Here is a 22636-nt window from a genome sequence, read left to right as displayed (position 1 = left end):
CCCGGAGGCACGTCATGAAGCATGCCGTCGATCTCGTGGCCGACCTCGGCGAGGGGTTCGGTGCCTACACCATGGGCGACGACGAGGCGCTGCTGGACGTGCTGACATCGGCCAATATCGCCTGCGGATTCCACGCGGGAGATCCGAGAATCATGGACGCGACCGTCCGCCGCTGCGCCGAAATCGGTGTCTCCGTGGGCGCGCATCACAGCTTTCCCGATCTCGTCGGATTCGGCCGCCGCGCGATGGATCTGACCCCGGACGAGGTCCGCACGGACACGCTGTACCAACTGGGCGCGCTGCACGGCTTCGCGACCGCGTACGGCACCCCGGTACGGCACATCGCGCCGCACGGGCGGCTCGGCAACCTGGTCGCGACCCGGCCCGACTACGCGGAGGCGGTGGCCGGGGCCGTGGCGTCCTTCGACCGGTCGCTGATCGTCCTGGCCCAGGACGGTGAACTCGCCGACGCCGCCCGCGCCCTGGGCCTGCGGGTCGGCATCGTCGGCATCGCCGACCGGGCGTACCGCGACGACGGCACGCTGGTGCCCCGGAGCGAGCCCGGGGCGGTGCTGCACGACGCGCGGGAGATCGCCGAGCGGACGGTCCGGATGGTCACCGAGGGCGTGATCCGCACCGTCGGCGGCCGCGACCTGCCGGTCGCGTGCGACACCGTCCTGCTGCACGGCGACACCCCCGGCGCCATCGCCCTCGCCCGCCGCATCCGCGACGAACTGCTCACCGCCGGGGTGAAGATCGCCCCGCTCACCGAGGTCCTGGACGCCAACGGCGCCATAGCCGACGGGAGCGCCTGACATGGCGGGCGAGGTCACCATCGCGGACTGCGGCGACTCGGCCGTCGTCGTCAAGGCCACAGGGCTGGCGCCGGACCGGGCCTGGGAGACCGTCCACGCGCTGGCCGACGCGGTCGAGGCCGCCCGCCCCGGCGGGGTGTACGGCATCGTGCCCACGTACGACACGCTGCTCGTCGAGTTCGACTGCGCCACCACCGACCACACCACGCTCCGGCGGCTGCTGCGCTACGAGAGCGGACGGCTCGCCGACAGCCCCCGCCCCGGGCCCACGCCCCGGCGCTTCGTGGTGCCGGTGGTGTACGGCGGCGAGTACGGCCCCGATCTGCCCGTCGTCGCAGGTCAGCTCGGACTGACCGAGGACGAGGTGGTGGCGCTGCACTCGCGCGCCCCGCTCACCGTCCGCTGCTTCGGCGCCCCGGCCGCCGCCCCGATGATGGACGGCCCGGCGTTCCCCCGGCCGGTGCCACGGCTCGCCTCGCCGCGTACCAGCGTCGTCCCCGGGTCGGTCGCCGTGGCCGGGCGGCAGGCCGTCATCTCGCCGATGCCGTCCCCCGGCGGCTGGCCGCTGCTGGGCCGTACCCCGCTGCGGGTGCTCGACCTCGACGCCCGGCCGCTGACCCCGTACCGGCCGGGGGACACGTTCCAGTTCGTACCGATCGCCCCCGAGCAGTGGGACGAGCACGCGGGCGCACCCCTGGCGGCGTGTCATGACTGACACCCTCACCGCGCCCGAGACGTTCGAGGCGACCGGCTCCCTCACCGTGCACCGCGCGGGCCTGACGACCGTGCAGGACCTCGGCCGCTTCGGCCACTCCCGCTACGGCCTGCCGGTCAACGGCGCGCTCGACCAGCACTCCGCCCGCGTCGCCAACGTGCTGGCCGGGAACGACGAGGGCGCGCCGCTGCTGGAGATCACCGCCCTGGACTTCGGCTGCACCCCCTCCACCGACATCCTCATCGCGGTCACCGGCGCGCCCGCCGACGTCACCGTGGGCGGTGTGCCCAGGCCGCAGTGGGAACCGCTGCCGGTGCGGGCGGGCGAGAGCATCACCGTCTCCGGCATCCGGCTGGGCTTGCGCGTCTATCTGGCCGTCCTCGGCTCGGTGGACACCCCGTCCCTGCTCGGCAGCTGCGCCCCCGACACGATCCTCGGCTTCGGACCCACGCTGAGCGACGGCGACGAGCTGGCCCTGCGGGCCTCCTGCCCGCCGGTCGACCACCCGGTGTTCGGCATTCCGCTGTTCCGGGTGCACGCCCCGGTGGCGCGCTTCGCCGACCCCGGGCCCGACGGCGAGACATGGACGGTCGACGTGACCGACGGGCCGGACCTCGACGAGTTCGGCGACACCGCCGAGCGGCTGTTCCGGTCGCCGTTCACCGTGACCCCCCGGAGCAACCACATCGGCCTGCGGATGAGCGGCGACGTACCGAGGCGGGTGGCGACCGGCGAGGTGCTCTCGCGCGGTGTGCCGGTCGGCGCGGTCGAGGTGCCCGCGGGCGACGAACTGCTCGTCCTCCACCGGGGCCGCGGCGTCACCGCCGGATACCCGGTGCTCGCCGTGGTCACCGCCACCGGCCTGTCCGCGCTCGGGCAGGCCCGGCCCGGCCAGTCGGTCCGGTTCCGGCACCGGACGGTGGAGGAGGCGGTGGCCGCGTACCGGGCCGAGCGCCACGCCGTACGGGCCCTCGCCGCCCGCGTCCGCACCGTCTTCCACGAGCTGCGCATCCCCGCCCCCACTGCCCCTTCCCCCGTCTGAAATCCCGTCCCCTTCCCCCGTTGTGAGTGACCCGTCCCCACCTGGCTGACCCCGCCTGCAGAAAAGAGACATCATGACCGCCGTCGCCGCCGCTCAGCCAACCCCCAACGTCGTCGATCCGAGAACCGCGCGGAAGGTGACCCTCGCCGGATGCGTGGGGATCTTCGCCGAGCTTTACGACAACGGCATCTTCGGTTTCATGGCGGGCACCCTGGGTGTCGTCTTCTTCCCCGACGCGTCCAACGCGGTGCAGGTACAGCTCGTCTTCCTCGGCTACGCCGTCTCGTTCTTCTTCCGCCCGCTCGGCGGCATCATCTGCGGTCACCTCGGCGACCGCATCGGGCGCCAGCGCATGCTCGTCTTCGTGATCATGCTGATCAGCGTGGCGACGGCGGCGATCGGCATGCTGCCGACGTACGCGAGTATCGGCATAGCGGCCCCCATCCTCCTCATCCTGCTCCGGGTGCTCCAGGGCTTCTCCGTCGGCGGTGAGGCGTCGGGCGCGATGAGCTTCCTCGCCGAGCACGCCCCCGAGGGCAAGCGCGGCCTCTACACCAGCTACGCCCAGATCGCCTCGTTCCTGTCGCTGCTCACCGGCACGCTGGTCGCCGCGGGCATGAACAGCGGCCTCGGGTCGGACGCGATGGAGTCGTGGGGCTGGCGCATTCCGTTCCTGCTGGCCGTCCCGCTGGGCGTCGCGGGCCTCTACATCCGCAAGCGCATCAGCGACACCCCGAACTTCAACCGGCTGAAGGAATCGGGTGGGCTGTCGAAGAACCCGCTCAAGGAGGCGTTCACCTCCTCCGAGCACCGCCGCGCGATGCTGCTCGCCCTGTTCATCCCGCTGATGAACGGCTCCGGCTACTACGTGCTGTTCGGCTACATGCCCACCTTCATGAGCACCGAGCTGCACTTCAGCAAGGTGCAGGGGCTGCTCGTCACCTCGGCCAGCCTGGTGGCCATCTCCCTCGCCATTCCGTTCATGGGCAAGCTGTCCGACCGGATCGGGCGGAAGAAGGTCCTGTCGGGGGCCGCGATCGCCATGGCCGCCCTGGGCATTCCCTGTTACCTGCTCATCGGCACCGGCAATGTGGCGCTGGCCGTTATCGGCGCATGCGTGATGGCCGTCGTCTTCGCGGGTCACACCGGCGTCATCCACATCCTGCTGGTCGAACTCTTCCCGACCCGGGTGCGCTACTCCGCCTACGGGCTGGGCTACAACGTCTCCTCGGCGCTCTTCGGCGGTACCGCGCCGCTGCTGATGACGTATCTCATCGCCGAGACCGGAAACGTCAACATGCCCGCCTTCTACGCGGTCGTCACCGCCCTGGGCACGCTCATCGCCGTATCCCGGGTGACGGACAAGGCGCATCTGCCGCTGCGCGACGCGTAATTCCCCCCTGCTTTCCCCACTTCCGTTTCTGACAGAGGAGCGCAGTCACGATGCCCTTTTCCGACTACAAGACCGCACTGGTGACCGGTGCCTCCACCGGAATCGGCGCGGTGGTCGTCGAGCGGCTGGTCAAGCAGGGCCTGGAGGTCCACGCCGTCGCCCGCAACGCCGACCGGCTCGACGAACTGGCCCGGCGCACCGGCTGCGTCCCGCACGCCGTCGACATCACCGACACCGCCGCGCTCACCGCGGAACTGCGGGACCTGAAGGTCGACATCCTCGTCAACAACGCCGGGGTGTCGCGCACCGGGAACATCCTCACGGCCGACGAGTTCGCCGTGGACGAGCAGGTCGCCGTCAACATCCAGGCGGTGCTGCATCTGGTGCGGCTGGTCATGCCGGGAATGGTGGAGCGCGACCTCGGCCATATCGTCAACATCAGCTCCATCGCCGGTGTCTACAACTTCGGCGGAAACACCATCTACCACGCCACCAAATCCGCCGTGCACACCCTCTCCCGGCAGCTGCGGGTGGACGGTTACGGGCGCCGGATCCGGGTCACCGAGATCTGCCCCGGGCGGGTCGAGACGGAAATCTTCGGACGGCTGCTCGGCGACATGGAAGAGGCCCAGCGCCGGTTCTACGACGGCTACGAATCGCTCAAGCCGGAGGACATCGCCGACGCCATCGAATTCGCCGTCTCCTCGCCCCGCCACGTCAACATCGGCCACATCGAGATCCTGCCCACCTTCCAGGTGCCGGGCGGGCTCAACTTCGAGCGGAGGGCCGACTGAGATGAGCACCGCTCAGCACGGCACCGCTCAGCGCGTCGGGCGCATCAAACCCTCCCCCAGCACCGCGGCAGCCCAGCGGGTCCGCGAACTGAAGGCCCAGGGCCGGGACATCCTCGACCTCACCGTGGGCGAACCCGACTTCGACACCCCGGACCATGTGAAGGACGCCGCCATCGAGGCGATCCGGCAGGGCGTCACCAAATACACCCCGGTCAACGGCACCCCCGCACTGCGGACCGCCATCGCCGACCGGCTCCTTCGGCGCCACGGGCTGGACTACCCGGGCGACCGGATCGCGGTGGGCGGCGGCGGGAAGCAGATCATCTTCCTCGCCCTGATGGCCACCCTGGACGCGGGCGACGAGGTCGTCATCCCGGCCCCGTACTGGGTCTCGTACCCGGACATGGTGCTGGCCAACGACGGCACCCCGGTCATCGTGCCCTGCCCCGAGGCCGACGGCTTCAAGCTGACCCCCGGCCGGCTGGCCGCCGCCCTCACCGACCGCACCCGCTGGGTCGTCCTCAACTCCCCGTCCAACCCGACCGGCGCCGTCTACACGGCGGACGAGCTGCGCGCCCTCGCCGAGGTGCTGCTCGCCCACCCGCACGTCCACGTGCTCACCGACGAGATCTACGACGAGATCTTCTACGAGACGGGCCAGGTCCACAGCCTCGCCGCGGTCGAACCGCGCCTGGCCGACCGAGTCTTCTACACCAACGGCGTCTCCAAGACGTACGCCATGACCGGCTGGCGCATCGGCTACGGCGCGGGCAGCGCCGAGCTGATCCGGGCCATCAACACCCTCCAGTCCCAGATCTCCTCCTGCCCCTCCTCCATCAGCCAGGCCGCCGCCACCGCCGCGCTCAGCGGCGACCAGTCCTTCGTCCGCGACAGCGTCGCCGTCTACCGGGGCCGCCGGGACACCGTCGTCAAGCTGATCAACGACATCCCCGGACTGTCCTGCACCCCGCCGGACGGCGGCTTCTACGCCTTCGTCAACTGCACCGGCCTCCTCGGCACCCGCACCCCCTCCGGCCAGGAGATCCGCACCGACGAGGACGTCGCCGCCCATCTGCTGGAGTCGCAGGGCGTCGCGGTGATCCACGGCGCCGCGTACGGCTCGCCGGGCTACTTCCGCATCTCCTTCGCCACCTCGAACGACGTCCTCACCGCGGCCTGCGAGGCCATAGCCCGCGCCCGCGCCGACCTCTCCTGACCTCCCGAAGGAGCCATCGCCCGCATGATCCGCGTCAACACCGCCTTCACCCGCCCCGACCCGGACCTGGTGAAGCAGCTCAGCGGCTACTCCGCCGCCACCATCCACGAAGCCCAGGGCCGCCTCGGCGCCCTCGACTCGACCATCAAGCCGGTCGACCCCGCGATGTCCCTGTGCGGCCCGGCCTTCCCCGTGGTCTGCGCGCCCCGCGACAACATCATGCTCCAGGTCGCCATCGCCTACGCCCACCCCGGCGACGTCATCACCGTCTCCGCGGGCGAATACGCCGAGGCGGGCTCCTTCGGCGACGTCCTGGCCAACGCCTGCGTCGCCAAGGGCCTGGGCGGCCTGGTCACCGACACCGGCGTCCGCGACACCCGCGAGCTGCGCGAACTCGGCTTCCCGGTGTTCTCCTACAGCGTCTGCATGAAGGGCACGGTCAAGGAAACCGTCGGCCCGATGGCCGAACCCGTCCTGATCGGCGGCGAGATCATCCGCCCCGGCGACGTGGTCCGCGCCGACGCCGACGGTGTCGTGATCGTCCGCCACGAGGACCTGGCGGACGTCATCGCCAAATGCCAGGCCCGCGTCGAGGCCGAGGACGCCTTCATCGCCGCCTACCGCTCCGGCAAGAGCGTCATAGAGGTCTGCGGCCTCGAACCGGTCCTGAAGGCCAAGGGCCTGGTCATCGACTGACCGCCCCGGGCGGGGCACCTGAGTACCCACACTCATGCACCCCGCCCCGCCCTCGGGTTGGCTGGTACGCATGGCTGACAACGCTGTGTGCGAGAACGCGCCACCCAAGCGCGGCCCCGACGACCGGGTCTCCTGGCAGTGGATCGCACCACTGCTCTCCACGGTCGTCACCCCCTTCCTGGCCTTCTGGGCCCTCGTGTTCACCCCCGGCTCCGTGGTCTTCCGCTGCGCCCTCGCCCTCCCGCTGGGCCTGCTGACCGCGGCCTGGGCCATACCCCGGCGGCGGCGCCACATCGGCCGCCGTGTCCTCTACGCCTCCCTGGCCCCGGCCTCGGTGTTCGTCCTGTACATGAGCTGCGCCCGCCCGATGCCGAACCCGTGAGGGCGGCTCCGGGGCTGTCCGTCCGGCGTGAGTAGGGTTGGCGGGCTTGTGTCGTGAGTGGGGGGAGTCGTACGTCATGGAACCGCTGCGCTCGGACGATCCGCGGCGGATCGGTCCGTATGACCTGGTGGCCCGGTTCGATACGGAGGAGCCCGGGGCCAGCGGGCGGGTGGCGGTGCCGGAGCGGCGCTTCATCGGGCGGCTGCCGGGCGGGAACCGCACGGTCGTGATCAGCACCCCGCTGCCCGGCGCCGACGCGGCGCGGTTCGCGGTGGAGGCGGAGGCCGCGCGGCGGCGGTTGGCCGGGGACTGGATCGCGCCGGTGGCCGACCTCGGCGGGACGGGCGAGGCGCTCTGGTACGCCTCGCCGTATCTGCCCGCGCTGCCGCTCCCGGGCGCCCTCGCCGCGCACGGCGGGCCGTTGCCGGAGCGCACCGTCCGCGCCGTGGGCGCCGCGCTCGCCGAGGCGCTGGCGGCCGCGCACGCGTGGGGCGTGACGCACGGCGGTGTCTCGCCCGGCGCGGTGCTGCTCACCGCCGACGGGCCGTGGCTGACGTGCTTCGGCGCGCACCGGTCCGGGCCGCCCGGGGCGGGCGCGGGCAGTCTGCCGCCGGAGCAGGTCGCGGGCGGGCAGACGCTGCCGCCGGGCGACATCTACGCGCTGGGCTCGGTGCTGGCGTACGCCGCGACCGGGCACACCGTCCCGGAGCGCCGCGAACTGCCCGAAGGGCTGCGTACGACGATCGCGCGGTGCCTGGCCCGCGACCCGGCGTCCCGCCCGCAGGGCGGCCGGCTGCTGGCGGAGCTGACGCGTACGGAGGAGGCACCGGCCGGAAGCGGGGCGGTCGCGGCCCTCGGGCCCGGCTGGCTGCCCGGCGCGGTCATCGGGGCGCTCGTCCGGCAGTCCGCCGAGCTGCTGGCCGTGGAGACGGACGTGGCGGGTGGACCGGTGGCGGGCGGCGAGACGCCGGGCGGCCCGTCGTACGAGCCCACGGCCCTGGGGCGGATCTGATGGCCCACCCCCTGAACCATGACGACCCCGAGCAGCTCGGCGCGTTCCGGCTGATCTCCCGGCTCGGCGGCGGCGGTATGGGCAACGTGTACCTCGGCCGTTCGCCGAGGGGGCGTACGGTCGCGGTCAAGACGATGCACGAACGCATCGCCACCGAGGCGGAGTTCCGCACCCGCTTCCGGCTGGAGATCGACGCCGCCCGCGTCATCGGGGGGCGGCACGGCGCGGCGGTCGTGGACGCCGACCCGTTCGCCGACATCCCCTGGCTGGCCACCGAGTATGTGCTCGGCCCGCCGCTCGACGACGCGGTGGCGGTGTGCGGTCCGCTTCCGGAGCGGACCGTACGGGCGCTGGGCGCCGCCCTGTGCGCGGCGCTCGGTCAGTTGCACGGCTCGGACGTCGTCCACCGCGACCTCAAGCCGTCCAACCTCCTGCTCACCGACCTCGGGCCCAAGGTCATCGACTTCGGCATCGCCCGTGCCCTCGGCGACGACCGGCTCACCCGGGTGGGCGCGACCGCGGGCACCCCGGCCTTCATGTCGCCGGAGCAGGCGACCGGGATGGAACACACCGCGGCGGGCGATGTGTTCGCCCTCGCCGGGGTGCTGGTCTTCGCCGCCACCGGACACGGCCCCTTCGGCGGCGGCCAGGCGGCCGACCTGCTGTACCGGGTGCGCTACGCGGAACCCGACCTCACCGGCGTACCCACCGCCCTGCTGCCGGTGCTGACCCGCTGCCTCAGCAAGGACCCCGCCCAGCGCCCCGGTACGGCGGAGCTGGCCCGGGAGCTGGACACCCGCCTCCCCGACGCCCGCCTCCCCGACGCCCGCCTCCCCGACGACCGCCTCCTCGACGCCCGCCTCCCCGACGACCCGGAGGCGTTCCGGGAGCTGCTGCCCGCCCCGGTGCTCGCGGAGATCGCCCGGCGGGCGACGGAGGTGTGGCGGATCCAGCCGGAGCGGCTGCCCGCACCGCCCGGCACGGTGATGCCGGGCGCGGCGCCGAAGGCCCGTATGTCCCGGCTGTCCCGGCGGAAGTTCCTGACCCTCAGCGGGGGGTCGGCCCTGGGGGTGGCCGCCGCGGGCGCGGGGGCGTGGGCGTGGTCCACCCGGGACAAGGGGCCCGGACCCCGCCCGGCCAATGTGCCCTCGCGCGCGGTGTGGTGGGCGAAGGTCGATGAGGCGGACGACGGCTTCAATCCGCTGCTCGCCGGTGACCTGATCCTGGTGCTGTGCGAGAACGCGCTGGTGGCGGTGGACGCGAAGACCGGCGAGGAACGCTGGACCCGGGAGTGGGAGACCGTGCGCGACCGGGGGAAGGCCCAGTGGCGGGTCGTCTCGGACGGCAAGCGGGCGTACGCCTGCATACCCGAGCAGGAGTCCGGGCCGGGGCTCACGGTCCACTCCATCGACCCCGCGAACGGTGAGCCACACCTCGTGGCGGGGCCCTTCCGGGACTTCGACGTGTCCCTCACGGGCCCGGCGCATCCGTTGTTCGTCGCGAACGGCGTGCTGTACGTCATCGCCAGGAAGTTCAGGAACTCCAGCGACAGCGACTCCAATGTCGAGGACGACGAGGGCTGGCACACGGTGGCCATCCGGCTGCGCACCGGTAAGGAGCTATGGCGCCAGCCCTTCTCGGGCACCTACAGCCCCGAGGCGCTCGACGACAACACCGTCGCCGAGGTCGCCGGGAAGCGCCTTCTGCTGGTCCGGCGCGTCGACCACTCGACGGAGGAGGACGCGCTCGGCGCCCGGGACACCCGCACCGGCGAGAAGCTGTGGAGCTGGACGCTGCCCAGGGAACGGCTTGACGACTCGTTCCTCGATCCGGGGCAGCTGGTCGCGGACGACGCACGCGTCTACGTGGTCGGCTGGCAGCTCAAGGCGTTCCGCGTCTCCGACGGGGTCAAGGCCTGGGAGTTCGGCGAGGGCCGCGACAAGGGCGATGTCGAGGACGGCGACCGGCCGTACGGCAGGCCTGCGGTGCGGGACGGCGTGGTGTACGTCACCGAGGGCACCCGCGGGCTCGTCGCCGTGGCGGCGGACACCGGAAAGCCGCTGTGGGAGACGGGCTTCGGCGACGCCGTGCCCAACAGCAACGTCACGCCGGTCATCGGCAGGAAGTACGCCTACGTCGCCCTCGACGGCCGGGCGAAGATCGGCGCCGTCGATCTGCGGACGCACAAGGTCGCCTGGGTCCTCCGCGTACCCGGGAACTTCGACCTCGGCCTGGTGGCTCATGAACGGGCCGGGACCCTGGCGTGGACCAGCGGGCAATTCGTCTGCGCCATCCGCTTCGAGTAGGCCCACGTCCGCTTCGGCTAAGCCCACTCCCGTTCGAGTACGCCCACGTCCGTCAACGGCAGCCGGATCACCGGCAGGAAGACACCCACCTCATGAACCTCCTCGCATCCGGCGACCCCCTCCGCCTCGGTCCCTACCGCCTCCTCGGTGTGCTCGGCGAGGGCGGCATGGGCAAGGTGTACCTCGGGCGGGACGGCTCCGGCCGGGCCGCCGCGGTCAAGGTGCTCCGCCCGGAGCTGGCGCACGACGCGCACATGTCCCAGCGCTTCGTCCGCGAGGCCCAGGCCGCGCAGGCGGTCACCAGCACCGGGGTGGCCCGCGTCCTCGGGGCGTGGACCGAGGGCGGCCGCCCGTGGCTCGCGACCGAGTTCCTGGCCGGGCCCACGCTGGACGACGCCATCGAGCAGCAGGGGCCCTTCGACGAGCCGGGCGTGGCGGAGCTGGCCCGCGAACTCGCCCGTACGCTCCAGGACATCCACGCCGCCGGGCTGGTGCACCGCGACCTCAAGCCGTCTAACATCGTGATGACGTCCTCGGGCCCGCGCATCATCGACTTCGGCATCGCCCGCCCCGAGCACGGCCTCACCCTCACCTCCACCGGCCAGATCCCGGTCACGCCCGGCTACGGCGCGCCGGAGCAGGTGATGGGGCAGCGCGTCGGGCCGCCCGGTGACGTGTTCTCGCTGGGCGCGGTGCTGGCGTACGCGGCGAGCGGGGAGCGCGCGTACCAGGGCGGGCATGTGGCGGCGGTGCAGTACGCTGTGGTGCACGGACAGCCGGAGCTGTCGGAGGTACCGGAGTCGGTCCGCGTGCTCATCGGGCCCTGTCTCGTCAAGGATCCGGCGCAGCGTCCGCTCCCGCAGCAGATCGCGGCGGCGTTCGCCCCGCCGCCGGGAGCCAAGGCCAAGGCCAAGCGGGTGTGGCAGCTGGGGTCGCTGGCCGCCGAGATCAAGCGGCGCGAGGCGGCGGCGAAGCGGCTGACCACCTTCCCGGAGATACCCACCCCCGCCGACCCGGCCGCGCCGTCCCGCCGCAGGCTCCTCACCACGCTCGCGGCGGGCGGCACGGTGCTGGCGGCGGGCGGCGGCGGGGCCGCCTGGTGGCTGCTGTCGGGGGACGACGACGCCGTACGGAACGCCATCGCGGACGAGAAGGAGGCCGTGGTGGCGCGCAAGCCGTGGGACGCCAAGCGGCTGAAGCCCTCGCAGTACGAGAAGGGCACCGCGCCGCCCAGCCTGTGGGGGCCGCAGGGCGCGAGCCCCATGGCTCCCCGGCCCGTGGTCGCCGGTGACCGCGTGGTCGTGGTGGAGAGGTCCACGGTCCTGGGCGGATATGACGTGGCCGACGGCAGCAGCAAATGGACGGTGGAATGCGGCTACAACGCCCGCTGTGCCGCGCCCTCGGACGGGCTCGTGGTGACCATCGGCACCTCGCTGGACGACAGTGAAGGGGCGCTGATCGCGCTCGACAGCGGAACCGGAAGGAGAAAGTGGAAGGTGTCCGCCGACGCCTTGCAGGTCATCGGGGCGGATGCCGAGAGTGTCTACTTCATGGCGTCGGGCACGGACGAGAGCAGCGCCGACCCCGATCGCCTGGGCGCGCTGGACATCGCGGATCGCCGCGTCCGCTGGACGGTGCCCATGCCCGTGAAGTGCTCGACGGTCTCCCCGCCTCTGATCGCCGCGGGCAGCGGACGCCTGGTGATCTGCGGGCAGAACGGAAAGGTGGTCACGCTCGACACCCGCACCGGGAAAGTGGCCTGGAAGCTGACCCGGCGCACGACGGTGATCTACCCGGTCGCTCCCGCCGTCTCCGAGGGAGTCGTCTACCTGGGCGGACCGACCCTGACGGCCCGTAAGGCCGTCAGTGGGGAAGAGGTGTGGTCCCTGCCCGCGAAGAGCGAGCAGTCGAAGACCACGGGAGGCTGGGGACCTCCGGTCATCGACGGCGACGCGCTGTACGCCCAGGACGGTACGGAGATCAGCCGCCGCGACAAGCGGGACGGGAAGACCGACTGGACGCGGCACACGAAGGGCGACATCAAGCCGCAGCTTGTATCCCCGGTGGTGCAGGGCAAATCGCTCTGGGCCACCCAGGACATCGCTGGTGAGGAGGGCGTCGCCGTCTTCAACAAGGATTCGGGCGACCTGGCCTGGACGTACTCACGAGGTCAAGGCGGTGAGTGGCTGATGACGGGTGCGGGCAATCGTGTCTTCCTGGCGCGCATGGGCTCCGTGACCGCCATGCCAGTGTTCTGACGTCCCCGCCACCTGGGTACGGCCGTTCCGGCGCCTGCCGCTCGGGTGGAATCCGGGTGGGGTGGTGGCGTGGTGTGGGGCGGGGCGGGCGGTGGGTTTTTATTGTCGTCCCACGGCAATGGGCCGACCGTCCAGAAACCACGGGTGGGTGTGGAATGAGCCGCTTCTCCGTACGGCACCGACTGACCGCGCTGGCAGGAATTCTGACGCTGTGTGCGTACGGGCTCGCCTCCGGGATCGCTTCGGCGGCCGCGGCGCCTAGCCCCGCGCAGCTGTACGTCTCCGAGTACACCGACAACACGGTGCTGAAGGTGGCCACCGACGGCAGCGGCCAGTCCACCGTCCCCACCAGCGGCCTCGCCCGGCCCACCGGGCTCGCCCTCGACGGCGACGGCGACCTCTACATCTCCGACACCGGCAACAACCGGGTGGTGACGGTGCCCGCGGACGGCAGCGGCCAGGAGACGGTCCCGGCCACCGGCCTCTCCCGCCCGATCGGTCTCGCTGTCGAGCGCGACCACGCCGGTGACGCCGATGACGCCGACGAGAACCTGTTCATCGCCGACAGCTTCAACGACCGGGTGGTCGAGGTCTCCCTGGACAGCGGCGAACAGACCACCGTCGCCGCCACCGGCCTGATGCACCCGGACGGCCTGGCGCTCGACGCGCGCGGCAACCTCTACATCGCCGACTTCGTCAACGACCGCGTCGTGGTGGTGCCCGCGAACGGCGGGCCACAGTTCACCGTCCCCACGGCGGGGCTCTCCGAGCCCACCGGGCTCGCGTTCGACCGGGCCGGAAACCTCTACGTGGCCGACTCGGGCAACGACCGCGTGGTGAAGATCCCGGCGAACGGCGGCCCGCAGCGGACCGTCCCCGCGACCGGCCTCAACACCCCGCAGGGGCTCGCGGTCGACGCGTACGGCAACCTGTTCATCGCCGACTTCGGCAACGACCGGGTGGTGCAGGTCCCCGCGGACGGCGGCGAACAGTCCACCGTGCCCATCGCCGGGCTGAGCAGCCCGGTCGGACTGGCCCTCCCGCCGTCCCACCCCGCGCCCACCCGCCTCACGGCGAGCCCGGCCACCGTGGAACGGCACACCTCGCCCGCGTCCCTGCGGGTCAAGGGGCTGTCCGCCACCCTCACCACCGCCGACGGCGCCCCGCTGCGCGGCCAGACGGTCCGGTTCACCGACTCCACCGGCGCCCGCAAGCTGTGCACCGCGGTGACGAACGCCCAGGGCAAGGCGCGCTGCGACGCCACCCTCCGCACCGGGTCGCGCGCCCGCTACGACGACCTGCGCCACCACGGCTACCGCGCCACGTACGCGGGCACGTCCGCCCCGTACCAGCCCAGCTCGGCGACCGCCGCCGTACGCCCCGCCCGCCGTTACTGAGCCCCCGCCTTCGGGCGGCTCAGCCCGCGGCGCGGCGCCCCAGCAGCTCCGGGTCGGCCAGGACCTGCTGGGTGCCCGGCAGCGGGACCCGGCCCCCGGCGGCCGTCGCGGCCTCCTCCAGCAGCCAGGCCGCCAGCCGCGCCTCGGCGGACCCGGCGGCGGTGGCCATGAACCGCTCCTGCTGCCGCCGCGCCTGCCCGGCCAGGACGCGCAGGACGTGAGCGCGTACCGGGGCCGCGTCCGGGGCGGCGTCCTCGACCAGCGCCAGGAAGCGGTCCCGGCGCAGCCTGCGCACGGTGCACGGGGTGAGCGCCCGGCGCCGGTGTATCGGCCGATACAGACTCGCCCGCCCGGCCCACCGCGCCCTCCTCGGCGGCCTCTACGCGGACGGCCGTCTCGTCGCCACAGGCCCCCGGCGTCAGGTCACGTCGTGTAGCCCGTCACCCGGCCGATCCACGTCATGAAGTCCGCCGCGTCCTGGTTGGCTCCGTGCCCGGCGTCCCAGTACATGAGGGCGTTGACGTCGTCGCCCAGGTTCTCCAGACCGGCGGCGAGGTTGCCGACGACGGTGAGGGAGGTGTCGGTGTCCTTCGTACCGACGCGGATCCACCAGTGCTTCGCCCGGCCGGGGTTCCGGTGGCGGATGAAGAACATGGGGTTCATCAGGTCGAGTTTGCGGGGCAGGTCGCCGTCGAGGCGTGCGCTGTCGTTGCCGGTGGCGTGGCGCAGGCTGTAGAGGGTGAAGTGGCGGGCCTTGGTGGTTCCCGTCCCGAACAGGTTGTTCTCCGGTGCGGAGAGGTCGAAGGGGTCGAAAGCCGGGGTGTTCTTCTTCCGGGCCCCGACGTGGGTGAGGAAGTCGGCCCACGCGAAGCTGGCCCGGTCGCCGGACCAGGTGAGCCAGGTGTTCTTGGCCAGATAGCTCGAACGGTCGGCGGCCGGGAGGGCCTTGAGGTAGGTGGTGGCGGCCGGTTCGAGGTAGGTCTTCACGAGGTGTGCGTCGTAGTTGCGGGCGGTGAGGGGGCCGGAGCCGCGCGGGGTCCTCAGCTTCAGGGAGGCCTGGTATTCGGCGAACGCGGAGCGCAGTGCGCCGGAGATGGCCTGGTCGACGGTGTCGCCGGAACTCAGCGCGTTGCCGCCCCAGTTCCACTCGTACGCCATGTCGGCGTGTTCGAGGTCGGCGATGGGGCACCAGGCGCCGCCCGCGAAGATGGCGTCGCTCGCGGGGGCCGCGCCCAGTTCCCTGAGGTGGGCCTCGTACAGGGGACTGTCGCCGGACGCTCCGAGCAGGGCGGACAGCGCGCCTCCGGCGCTCGTTCCGGAGGAGACGATCCGGTCGGTGTTCCCGGGGATGCGGCCCTTGTTGAAGCGTACGTACCGCACCGCGGCCTTCAGGTCCACGATGGCGGTGGGCGCCGTGCCGTAGTACGTACCGTCCGCGTCGACGAGGGTCCGGCCGCGGGCGCCCGGTTCCACGACGACGTAACCGGCGGCCACGGCCAGCTTGGCGTTGCTGACCATGGCGGCCTGCCCGCCACCACCGCCACCACCGCCCCCGCCACCGCCGGGCGGGGTCATCGGGGAACCGCCGACCCCGGTGGCGTCCGCCACGGACGACGGCATGTAGCCGCCCACCGAGTTGGCGAAGAGGATCGGCGCGCGGGTGGTGTCGACCGCCGTGCCGTCGATGGCGACGGGAACGCTGACGTTCAGGCACTGGTACTTCGCGTCCACCGGGTGTGCGACGTACGTGATGGCCTTGTAGAAGTGGTACGTCACGGCCTTGTCGCCGTCGGCCGTGGCGATGGTCGTCGTCAGGACCGTGTAGTCGTCCTTGTCGAAGACCAGCGTGTCCGTTTCCGCGTCCGTGTCCGAGGGCTGCCGCGAGCGGGCGGCGGCGACGCCGACGCCGACCCCCGCCGTCGACGCCGCGGTGGCCGCGGCGAGTCCTCCCATGACCATGGTCCTGCGCTTCACTGACATCTCCCTGCCGCTTGTCCTTGTCCGTGACCCCGTCGGTGTGTGAACGTATGGATCGTCCGCAATATCGTCAACAATTTTCGCGGCATTCATGGGGCATTCATGGCCAACGCACAGCCGGGGGAACTCCGGCCGGGGGCGCCTCGTTACGAGCGAACGGAACGCCGCATGCGCAGCACGTTTCACAGAGTTCACAGAGTTCGCTGAGTCACTGAGTCACTGAGTCACTGAGTTGCTGAGTTCGCCCACCTTCACGGAGGCCCGGAACCATGACCCGGAACCCATCTCAGCCGTCCCGGCGCGCCATCCTCGGCGGTGGCGCCTTCGCCGCGCTCGCGGTGACGGCGGCCGCCACCGCACCGGCGCACGCCGCCCCCTCCGCCGCCGCCCCGGCGGGCCCGGCGGGCGCGTGGCCGACCGAGTTCCCGCTGCCCGACGGCTTCCTCCCCGAGGGGATCACCATCGGCAGAAGGCCGTACGCCTACATGGGCTCGCGCGCCAACGGCGCCGTCCACCGCACCGACCTGCGCACCGGCGAGGGCACGACGCTCTACGAAGGCGCCACCGGCACCGCCGCCATCGGGCTGAAGGCCGACCATGACGGCCTGCTCTACATCGCCGGAGGCGGCGGAGGCACCGCGCGGATCGTCGACACCCGCACGGGACGACTCGTCGCCACGCACCAACTGACCGACCCCACCGGCCACTTCATCAACGACGTCGTCCTGCTCGGCGACCGCGCCTGGTTCACCGACTCCCGCGACAGCGTGCTCCACGGCGTACCGCGCGGCCGCGACGGCGAGATCCGCTCCCTGCCGCTCACCGGCGACTGGGTGCAGACGCCCGAGGTGAACAACGCCAACGGCATCGTCGCCACCCCCGACGGCCGAGGTCTGATCGTCGTCAGCAGCCAGCCCGGCAGGCTCTACCGCGTGGACCTGAGGACCGGTTACGCCACCGGGATCGCGCTGCACGGCGCGGGTGACGTCGCGGGCGGCGACGGCCTCGTCCGTATCGGCCGCACCCTGTACGTCGTGCAGAACCGGCAGAACCTCATCAGCGTGTTCGACCTCGACGCCGGGGCCCGCTCCGCGACCCTGCGGCGCACGATCACCGACCCCCGCTTCGACGTCCCCACCACCGCCGCCCGCTGGGGCGACCGCCTGTACCTCGTCAACGCCCGCTTCACCAGCCCGCAGACGCCGGAGACGACGTTCAACGGGGTCGCCGTTTCCCTCTGAGCGCTCACCCGCGGGTTTCCCCCGCTGAAACCCGCGGGCCCGGCGCTGGAACCGGAATGAAGCCGGGCTGAAGCCGACCGCCCGCACTCTCTGAGGCATGACCTCACCAGACGAAGCGAACGCACCGGCCATCGCCACCACCCCCGCGACCCCCGTCCACCTCACCCCCGAGCAGGTCGAGGACCCCGTACGCGGCTACGCCGACCTCCGTACCCGCGACGAACTCCCGCACGTGGTCCTCCCCGGCCTCCACACCCCCGTCCGGCTCGTCACCCGGTACGCCGACGTCAAGGCCGCGCTCACCGAGCCGAGGCTGATCCGCGACCGCACACGGATCCCCGGCCCGCCTGCCGAAGCCTCCGACGCCCAGGACGAGTTGATGGAGGCGGCCTCCGCCGGGCTCCCCGCCGAGTACGTGAAGTACTTCGCCGGACACCTCGCCCTCTTCGACGGCGAGGAGCACACCCGCCGCCGCGCCCCGCTGACCCGCGCGTTCACCGCCCGCCGCATCGCGGCCCTGCGCGACTTCGTGGAGCGGACGGCGGACGCCCTGATCGCCGAGGCCGACGCGAGCGGCGGCGGTACGGACCTCCTGGGCGAGTTCGCCTACCCCCTCGCCACCCAGGTCATCTGCGAACTGATCGGCGTCGACGCACGCGACCGCGACCAGGTGTGCTCCTGGATGCGGGACTTCGCCTTCGGCGACGGCAGCCGGGCCGGGGAGGCGCTCGTCGCCCTCGTCGAGTACACCAGGGAACTCATCGCCCGCCGCCGGGCCGAGCCCACCGGGGACCTGATCTCCGCCCTCCTCCAGGGCGTCCGCGCCGACGAGGACCCGCTCTCCGAGGACGACCTCATCGGCATCGTCTTCCTGCTCATCAACACCGGGATCACCCCGCCCGCGCTCTTCCTGGCCCACGCCGCCCTCGCCCTGCTCGACCACCCCGAACAGGCGGCCAGGCTGCACGCCGACCCCGCCCTCCTCCCGCGCGCCGTCCCCGAACTCCTGCGGTACGTCTCCATCGTCCGCGTCGGCGCGACCCTCTACGCCACCGAGGACTTCGACTTCGCGGGCACCGCGCTGCGCAGGGGCGAGGCGGTGACGGTGGCGCTGCTCGCCGCCGACCACGACCCGGGAGAGTTCGGTACGGAGGCCGAACGCCTGGACATCTCCCGGGAGTTCGGCCGAGGCGACGGCCACGTGGCCTTCGGCCACGGCGCCCACTACTGCATCGGCGCCGCGCTCGGCCGCCTCATCACCACCGTCGTCCTCGACCGCCTCTTCGTCCACCGCGCCACCCTGCGACTCGCCGTGGCCCGCCCCGCCCTGGAGTTCGCCCACTGGCCGGGCGACGGCTTCCACCTGCTGCGCCTCCCCGTACACCTATGACGACCCGCCTCGGGGGACGGCCCTCGGCGGCCTGCCCCCCGCCCTGCGACCTCCGCCCTGCGACCTCCGGCCATGCGCCACCCGCCAACGGGGCCGCAGCCACCCCCGCCACCAGCCACTGGCTACCCGCCACCGAGACTCCGGCCACTGGCCCTCGGGAAGCCACCTGCCCCCGCCACTGGCTCAGGCGCCCCGGCCCCCGGCTCCGGGCCACCGAGACCCACCGGCCTGCGGTTTCTGGAAGCCACCGGCTCGCGGCCACTGACCCCGGCCCCTTGGCGATCGGCTTCCGGCCACCGCCCCCGCCATCGGCTCAGGCGCCCGGTCGCCGTACACCGGCTCCCGGGCCGTCGGTCCCGGGGCAGGCACCGGAAGCCACCGGCCTGCGGTCACCGACCGGGCCCCACCAGCCCAGGCGCCCCGGTACCCGGCCCCCGCCACCGGGGCTCGGCCACGGTCTTCGGATCGCGGCTCACGCGCCCCGGCCCAGGTGCGGAGCCTCAGCAACGCGACCACCGCACCGGGGAGTTCGTCCCGCCTCACGGTGGCGTACGCCGACGCCGCGTCGTCGTACGCCGCGCTCCGCGCCGGGCCCTTCGGCTACCGGAAGCCCCGGCCCCCGGCCCCCGGCCCCGGCCCCCGGCCCCGGCCCCGACCCCGCCCCCCCCGCTCAGTCGCGGAGCTTCAGCAATGCGATCGCCGCGTCCGGGAGTTCGTCCCGGCTCAGGGTGGCGTACGCCGACACCGCCTCCTCGTACGCCGCCCCGTCGGCGGCCTCCGCCGCGCTCCGCGAGCGGGCCGACGCCGTCGTCGGCTGGAAGCTCCGCAGACACCGGAACCGCTCCGCCAGCGCGATCAGCCGTACGCCCGTTCCGCACCGCCCCGCCGCCAGGTCGACGTACCCCAGGGCCAGCAGCAGCACCCCGCAGACCGGAAAGTCCGCCCGCGCGCCCAGGAGCGCCGCCAGCCGTTCCGGCAGCGCCGCCGTCCGCTCCGTCACGAGGTCGAGGCGTCCGTGCTGCGCGTGGGCGGCCACCGACACCGCATGGATCTCCAACGCCCAGGGATCCAGCACCTGGCCGTCGTCGGCCTCCAGCGCGCCCGTGGCCCGCCGCCACAACGCCAGACCCCGCTCCGTCTCACCCCGCGCGAGGGCGATCTCCGCGCGTGCCCCGAGGTCGGGCGTGAGCAGGGCCACGGCCTCCTCCGGCCGGTGCAGCACCGCCTGTTCCAGCCAGCGCTCGGCCGCGTCGAGGTCGCCGGTCTGGAGGTTGGCCAGCACCATGCCCCAGCGCAGGCCCAGCATGTCGTTCCAGTCGCCGAGTTCGTCCATGACCCGCATGGCCTCCGCCATGTGGACCCGCGCCTCCGCGCCGCGCTCGGCGTGCAGGCACAGCTCGCTCAGCCGCGAATGCGCCATGATCGCGAGCCACGGCACGCGCCGCACGCCCCGCACGCGCCGTCCCTCGAACGCGCCGAGCATCCGGCGGGCGGCGGCCATGGCCCGTTCCGGCTCGTTCTCGCTCTCCCACAGATAGCCCGCCACCCCCTCCGCGACCCCCGCCACCAGCGGTTCGTCGCTCGCGCACAGCCGCTCAAGGACCGTACGGTCCGGCCCCAGCACCTCGGGTATCCGGCCGAGCACCGTGGCCAGCGCGCCGATCAGGGTGGACGGCGCGGCCTGGGGCAGCCGTCGCAGGACGCGGAGGAAGCGCGGCGCGCCCGAACCCGCCGCGCCGAGGAACGCGTTGACGGTTACCAGCGTCGCGAGCGTACGGACCGGCTCGACGCCATCGGGCTCCGGCCGGTAGTGGGACAGGAGCGGGCCGGTGTCCTCGGCCAGTGCGTTGAGCCGGGTGTAGTGGGCCTCGGTGGCCCACAGCGCGCCGAGGACGGCCGCGGCCGCCACGACCGTCGGCATGTCGCGCGCGTCCAGCCCGATCCGCAGCGCCCGCAGCAGGTTGTCCTGTTCGGCCCGTATCCGCTGCCAGGCGGCGACGGCGTCCGGGCCGAAGGGCGCGTCGTGGTACGCCGTACCGAAGTGCCGTGCCCAGGCGAGGAAACGCGCCGTGACCTGCTCGTCCTCGCCCGCCTCCGCCCGGTGCGCGGCGCTGAACTCCCGTACGGTCTCCAGCATCCGGTACCGGACGCCGCCCGACGGGGTGTCCGTCACCTTGAGCAGCGACTGCCCGACGAGATCCTCCAGGATCTCCAGCGCCTCGTGCCCTACGAGGTGCCCTACGAGGTGCCCTACGAGGTGTTCGGCCGCGTCGCCCGTGAACCCACCCGGGAACACGGACAGCGCCCGCAGGGCCGCCTGCCCGTCCGGTGCGAGCAGGTTCCAGCTCCAGTCGACCACCGCGCGCAGGGTGCGGTGCCGCTGCGGCGCGTCCCGCGAGCCGCCCCGCAGCAACGCGAACCGGTCCTCCAGCCGCCGGGCGATCTCCCCCACCGACAGCACCCGCACCCGCGCCGCGGCCAGCTCGACGGCGAGCGGCAGCCCGTCGAGACGGCGGCAGAGCCCGGCGACGGTCTCGGCGGGCAGCTCGACATCCGGCCGCGCTGCCCTCGCCCGCTGCTCGAACAGCTCGACCGTGGTCGTGGGGTCCAACTCCGGCAGGAGATAGACCGATTCGGAGGCGATCCCGAGCGGCCTACGGCTCGTGGTGAGCACCCGCAGATCCCGGGTCGCCGCCACCAGCCCCCGCACCAGCTCGGCGACGCCGCCCACCACCTGCTCACAGTTGTCGAGCACCAACAGCCCCGGCCCCACCCCCAGCACCCCGACAACCCCACCCAACACCTCATCCGAGGCAACACCCCCGCCACGTACCGCCGGGGGAGCACCGCTGCCGCCCGCGATGAGGTCAGCACCGCCGCCACCCGCCGCCGGGGCAGCACCGCCGCCCGCCACCGGAGACGCACCGCCGCCACCCTCCACCACAGCCGCGAAACCGCCACCCGACGGTCGCCACGCATCCCTCGCACCCACCGCGGAGGCGACCTCGGACACCACGTCCTCATCCCTCGTCACACCCGCCAGCGGCACCAGGTGCACCACCCGTTGCTCGGCCGCCCGCGCCACCGCCGCGGCCAGCCGGGTTTTGCCGAGGCCGCCGGGGCCCACGATCGACGTGACCCGTGACGACCGCAGCAGACCGGCCACGGCCGCGATGTCGCCGTCCCGGCCGAGCAGCGCGTTCGGCTCGTGCGGCACCCCGCGCCGCACCACCGGCGCCTCGCCCCGTAACAGCTCCTCGTGCAGGGCCCGCAACCCCGCCCCCGGGTCGGCGCCCAGTTCGTCGCGCAGCCGCCGCCGGTAGCGCTCGTACGTCGCCAGGGCCGCGGCCGTGCCAGCGGTCGCGGCCTCGCAACGCACCAGCTCCAGCAGCAGTTCCTCGTCCCTCGGGAACTCCCGCACCAGCTCCGCCAGCGGCCCGGCGGCCGCCTCCCGGGCCCCGGTGCGAGCCAGGCCCAGCGCTCGCCCCCGTACGAGGGTCAGGTGTGCCGCCGCCCGCTCGGCCCGCAGCGCCGCCACCGGATCGCCGAAAACGGCACCCGCCACCCCGCCCCCGCCCCCGTCCCAGAGGGTCAGCCCCTCCTCGGCCTCGGCGAGCGCCCCCGCATGGTCCCCGGCCCGTGCCTTCTCCGCGCACGCGGCGGCATGCAGCAGAACGGCCGAGGCGTCCACCCGCTCCTCACCGAGCCCCAGCCGGTACCCGCTGGGCGTGCTGACCACCACCTCCGCCCCGAGCCGCGACCGCAGCCGCGAGACCAGGATCTGCACCGCCTTGACGGGATTCTCCGGCTGCTCGTCCGGCTCCGGCCACAGCCCGTCGACCAGCCGCCCGGTGCTGCACCCGGTCCGCAGATCACCGGCGAGCAGCGCGAGCAGCCCGCGCAGCCGCGGGGCGGTGATCACCTCCCCGCGATACGAAACCGTCGACAGGACGGTCAACTCGATGGTCACCGGGGCAGGTTAGCGAGAACGGCGGCGCGGCA

Annotated in this window: 17 protein-coding genes; 14 read left to right on the top strand and 3 right to left on the bottom strand. The window is 73.0% G+C overall.

The window, feature by feature from the left end; genetic code table 11:
- Window positions 1-14: 14 nt before the first annotated feature.
- From ACWC5C_RS08365 to ACWC5C_RS08310, 12 genes are all read left to right on the top strand, one after another.
- Window positions 15-815 carry a LamB/YcsF family protein gene (locus ACWC5C_RS08365; RefSeq protein WP_450874663.1) on the top strand — a complete coding sequence of 267 codons (801 nt, stop codon included), beginning with the start codon at window positions 15-17 and terminating at the stop codon, window positions 813-815.
- Window position 816: 1 nt separating this feature from the next.
- Window positions 817-1530, top strand: a complete 714-nt coding sequence (locus tag ACWC5C_RS08360) for a 5-oxoprolinase subunit B family protein (protein WP_450874662.1) — start codon at window positions 817-819, stop codon at window positions 1528-1530.
- A complete protein-coding gene (locus ACWC5C_RS08355) occupies window positions 1523-2572 on the top strand; it encodes a 5-oxoprolinase subunit C family protein (protein WP_450874661.1) in 1050 nt (349 codons plus the stop codon). Before ACWC5C_RS08360 ends, ACWC5C_RS08355 begins: the two co-directional genes overlap by 8 nt.
- A gap of 73 nt (window positions 2573-2645) precedes the next feature.
- Complete coding sequence (locus tag ACWC5C_RS08350) at window positions 2646-3965, top strand: MFS transporter (protein WP_385436186.1); 1320 nt, start codon at window positions 2646-2648, stop codon at window positions 3963-3965.
- 50 nt (window positions 3966-4015) lie between these two features.
- Complete coding sequence (locus ACWC5C_RS08345; protein ID WP_385436187.1) at window positions 4016-4759, top strand: SDR family oxidoreductase; 744 nt, start codon at window positions 4016-4018, stop codon at window positions 4757-4759.
- 1 nt (window position 4760) lies between these two features.
- Window positions 4761-5975 (top strand): aspartate transaminase, encoded by a 1215-nt coding sequence (locus ACWC5C_RS08340; RefSeq protein ID WP_450874660.1) that lies wholly within the window; start codon window positions 4761-4763, stop codon window positions 5973-5975.
- Between the two features lie 24 nt (window positions 5976-5999).
- Window positions 6000-6671, top strand: coding sequence for a 4-carboxy-4-hydroxy-2-oxoadipate aldolase/oxaloacetate decarboxylase (locus ACWC5C_RS08335; protein WP_450874659.1), 672 nt, complete (start codon window positions 6000-6002; stop codon window positions 6669-6671).
- Between the two features lie 70 nt (window positions 6672-6741).
- The gene (locus tag ACWC5C_RS08330; RefSeq protein WP_450874658.1) at window positions 6742-7053 is read left to right on the top strand and encodes a hypothetical protein; all 312 of its coding nucleotides are present in this window, start codon (window positions 6742-6744) and stop codon (window positions 7051-7053) included.
- A 76-nt stretch (window positions 7054-7129) separates the two neighbouring features.
- Window positions 7130-8065: a serine/threonine protein kinase gene (locus tag ACWC5C_RS08325; protein WP_450874657.1), complete on the top strand. Its 936-nt coding sequence runs from the start codon at window positions 7130-7132 to the stop codon at window positions 8063-8065.
- The gene (locus ACWC5C_RS08320; protein ID WP_450874656.1) at window positions 8065-10371 is read left to right on the top strand and encodes a protein kinase domain-containing protein; all 2307 of its coding nucleotides are present in this window, start codon (window positions 8065-8067) and stop codon (window positions 10369-10371) included. Before ACWC5C_RS08325 ends, ACWC5C_RS08320 begins: the two co-directional genes overlap by 1 nt.
- A gap of 92 nt (window positions 10372-10463) precedes the next feature.
- A complete protein-coding gene (locus tag ACWC5C_RS08315; RefSeq protein ID WP_450874655.1) occupies window positions 10464-12629 on the top strand; it encodes a serine/threonine-protein kinase in 2166 nt (721 codons plus the stop codon).
- A gap of 155 nt (window positions 12630-12784) precedes the next feature.
- On the top strand, window positions 12785-14026 hold the full coding sequence (locus ACWC5C_RS08310; RefSeq protein ID WP_450874654.1) for a hypothetical protein: 1242 nt from the start codon (window positions 12785-12787) through the stop codon (window positions 14024-14026).
- 19 nt (window positions 14027-14045) lie between these two features.
- Here ACWC5C_RS08310 and ACWC5C_RS08305 read toward each other — a convergent pair whose 3' ends face one another.
- Both ACWC5C_RS08305 and ACWC5C_RS08300 read right to left on the bottom strand, forming a co-directional pair.
- A complete protein-coding gene (locus ACWC5C_RS08305; protein ID WP_450874653.1) occupies window positions 14046-14321 on the bottom strand; it encodes a hypothetical protein in 276 nt (91 codons plus the stop codon).
- A gap of 128 nt (window positions 14322-14449) precedes the next feature.
- Window positions 14450-16006, bottom strand: coding sequence for a subtype B tannase (locus ACWC5C_RS08300; RefSeq protein WP_450874652.1), 1557 nt, complete (start codon window positions 16004-16006; stop codon window positions 14450-14452).
- Between the two features lie 266 nt (window positions 16007-16272).
- Here ACWC5C_RS08300 and ACWC5C_RS08295 point away from each other — a divergent pair, with 266 nt between their 5' ends.
- Both ACWC5C_RS08295 and ACWC5C_RS08290 read left to right on the top strand, forming a co-directional pair.
- Window positions 16273-17244 (top strand): superoxide dismutase, encoded by a 972-nt coding sequence (locus ACWC5C_RS08295; protein ID WP_450874651.1) that lies wholly within the window; start codon window positions 16273-16275, stop codon window positions 17242-17244.
- A 97-nt stretch (window positions 17245-17341) separates the two neighbouring features.
- Window positions 17342-18634 (top strand): cytochrome P450, encoded by a 1293-nt coding sequence (locus ACWC5C_RS08290; protein ID WP_450874650.1) that lies wholly within the window; start codon window positions 17342-17344, stop codon window positions 18632-18634.
- A gap of 670 nt (window positions 18635-19304) precedes the next feature.
- Here the strand turns inward: ACWC5C_RS08290 and ACWC5C_RS08285 are convergent.
- Window positions 19305-22604 carry an ATP-binding protein gene (locus tag ACWC5C_RS08285; RefSeq protein ID WP_450874649.1) on the bottom strand — a complete coding sequence of 1100 codons (3300 nt, stop codon included), beginning with the start codon at window positions 22602-22604 and terminating at the stop codon, window positions 19305-19307.
- Window positions 22605-22636: the final 32 nt, after the last annotated feature.

This window comes from Streptomyces sp. NPDC001700, from assembly GCF_053596435.1.
This window is presented reverse-complemented; position numbering and strand designations above follow the sequence as displayed.

Coding starts and splice junctions, on each gene's coding strand:
- ACWC5C_RS08360 (WP_450874662.1), top strand. CDS start 817: ATGGCGGGCGAGGTCACCATCGCGGACTGCGGCGACTCGGCCGTCGTC.
- ACWC5C_RS08345 (WP_385436187.1), top strand. CDS start 4,016: ATGCCCTTTTCCGACTACAAGACCGCACTGGTGACCGGTGCCTCCACC.
- ACWC5C_RS08320 (WP_450874656.1), top strand. CDS start 8,065: ATGGCCCACCCCCTGAACCATGACGACCCCGAGCAGCTCGGCGCGTTC.
- ACWC5C_RS08330 (WP_450874658.1), top strand. CDS start 6,742: ATGGCTGACAACGCTGTGTGCGAGAACGCGCCACCCAAGCGCGGCCCC.
- ACWC5C_RS08325 (WP_450874657.1), top strand. CDS start 7,130: ATGGAACCGCTGCGCTCGGACGATCCGCGGCGGATCGGTCCGTATGAC.
- ACWC5C_RS08310 (WP_450874654.1), top strand. CDS start 12,785: ATGAGCCGCTTCTCCGTACGGCACCGACTGACCGCGCTGGCAGGAATT.
- ACWC5C_RS08340 (WP_450874660.1), top strand. CDS start 4,761: ATGAGCACCGCTCAGCACGGCACCGCTCAGCGCGTCGGGCGCATCAAA.
- ACWC5C_RS08355 (WP_450874661.1), top strand. CDS start 1,523: ATGACTGACACCCTCACCGCGCCCGAGACGTTCGAGGCGACCGGCTCC.
- ACWC5C_RS08315 (WP_450874655.1), top strand. CDS start 10,464: ATGAACCTCCTCGCATCCGGCGACCCCCTCCGCCTCGGTCCCTACCGC.
- ACWC5C_RS08290 (WP_450874650.1), top strand. CDS start 17,342: ATGACCTCACCAGACGAAGCGAACGCACCGGCCATCGCCACCACCCCC.
- ACWC5C_RS08300 (WP_450874652.1), bottom strand. CDS start 16,006: ATGTCAGTGAAGCGCAGGACCATGGTCATGGGAGGACTCGCCGCGGCC.
- ACWC5C_RS08365 (WP_450874663.1), top strand. CDS start 15: ATGAAGCATGCCGTCGATCTCGTGGCCGACCTCGGCGAGGGGTTCGGT.
- ACWC5C_RS08295 (WP_450874651.1), top strand. CDS start 16,273: ATGACCCGGAACCCATCTCAGCCGTCCCGGCGCGCCATCCTCGGCGGT.
- ACWC5C_RS08350 (WP_385436186.1), top strand. CDS start 2,646: ATGACCGCCGTCGCCGCCGCTCAGCCAACCCCCAACGTCGTCGATCCG.
- ACWC5C_RS08335 (WP_450874659.1), top strand. CDS start 6,000: ATGATCCGCGTCAACACCGCCTTCACCCGCCCCGACCCGGACCTGGTG.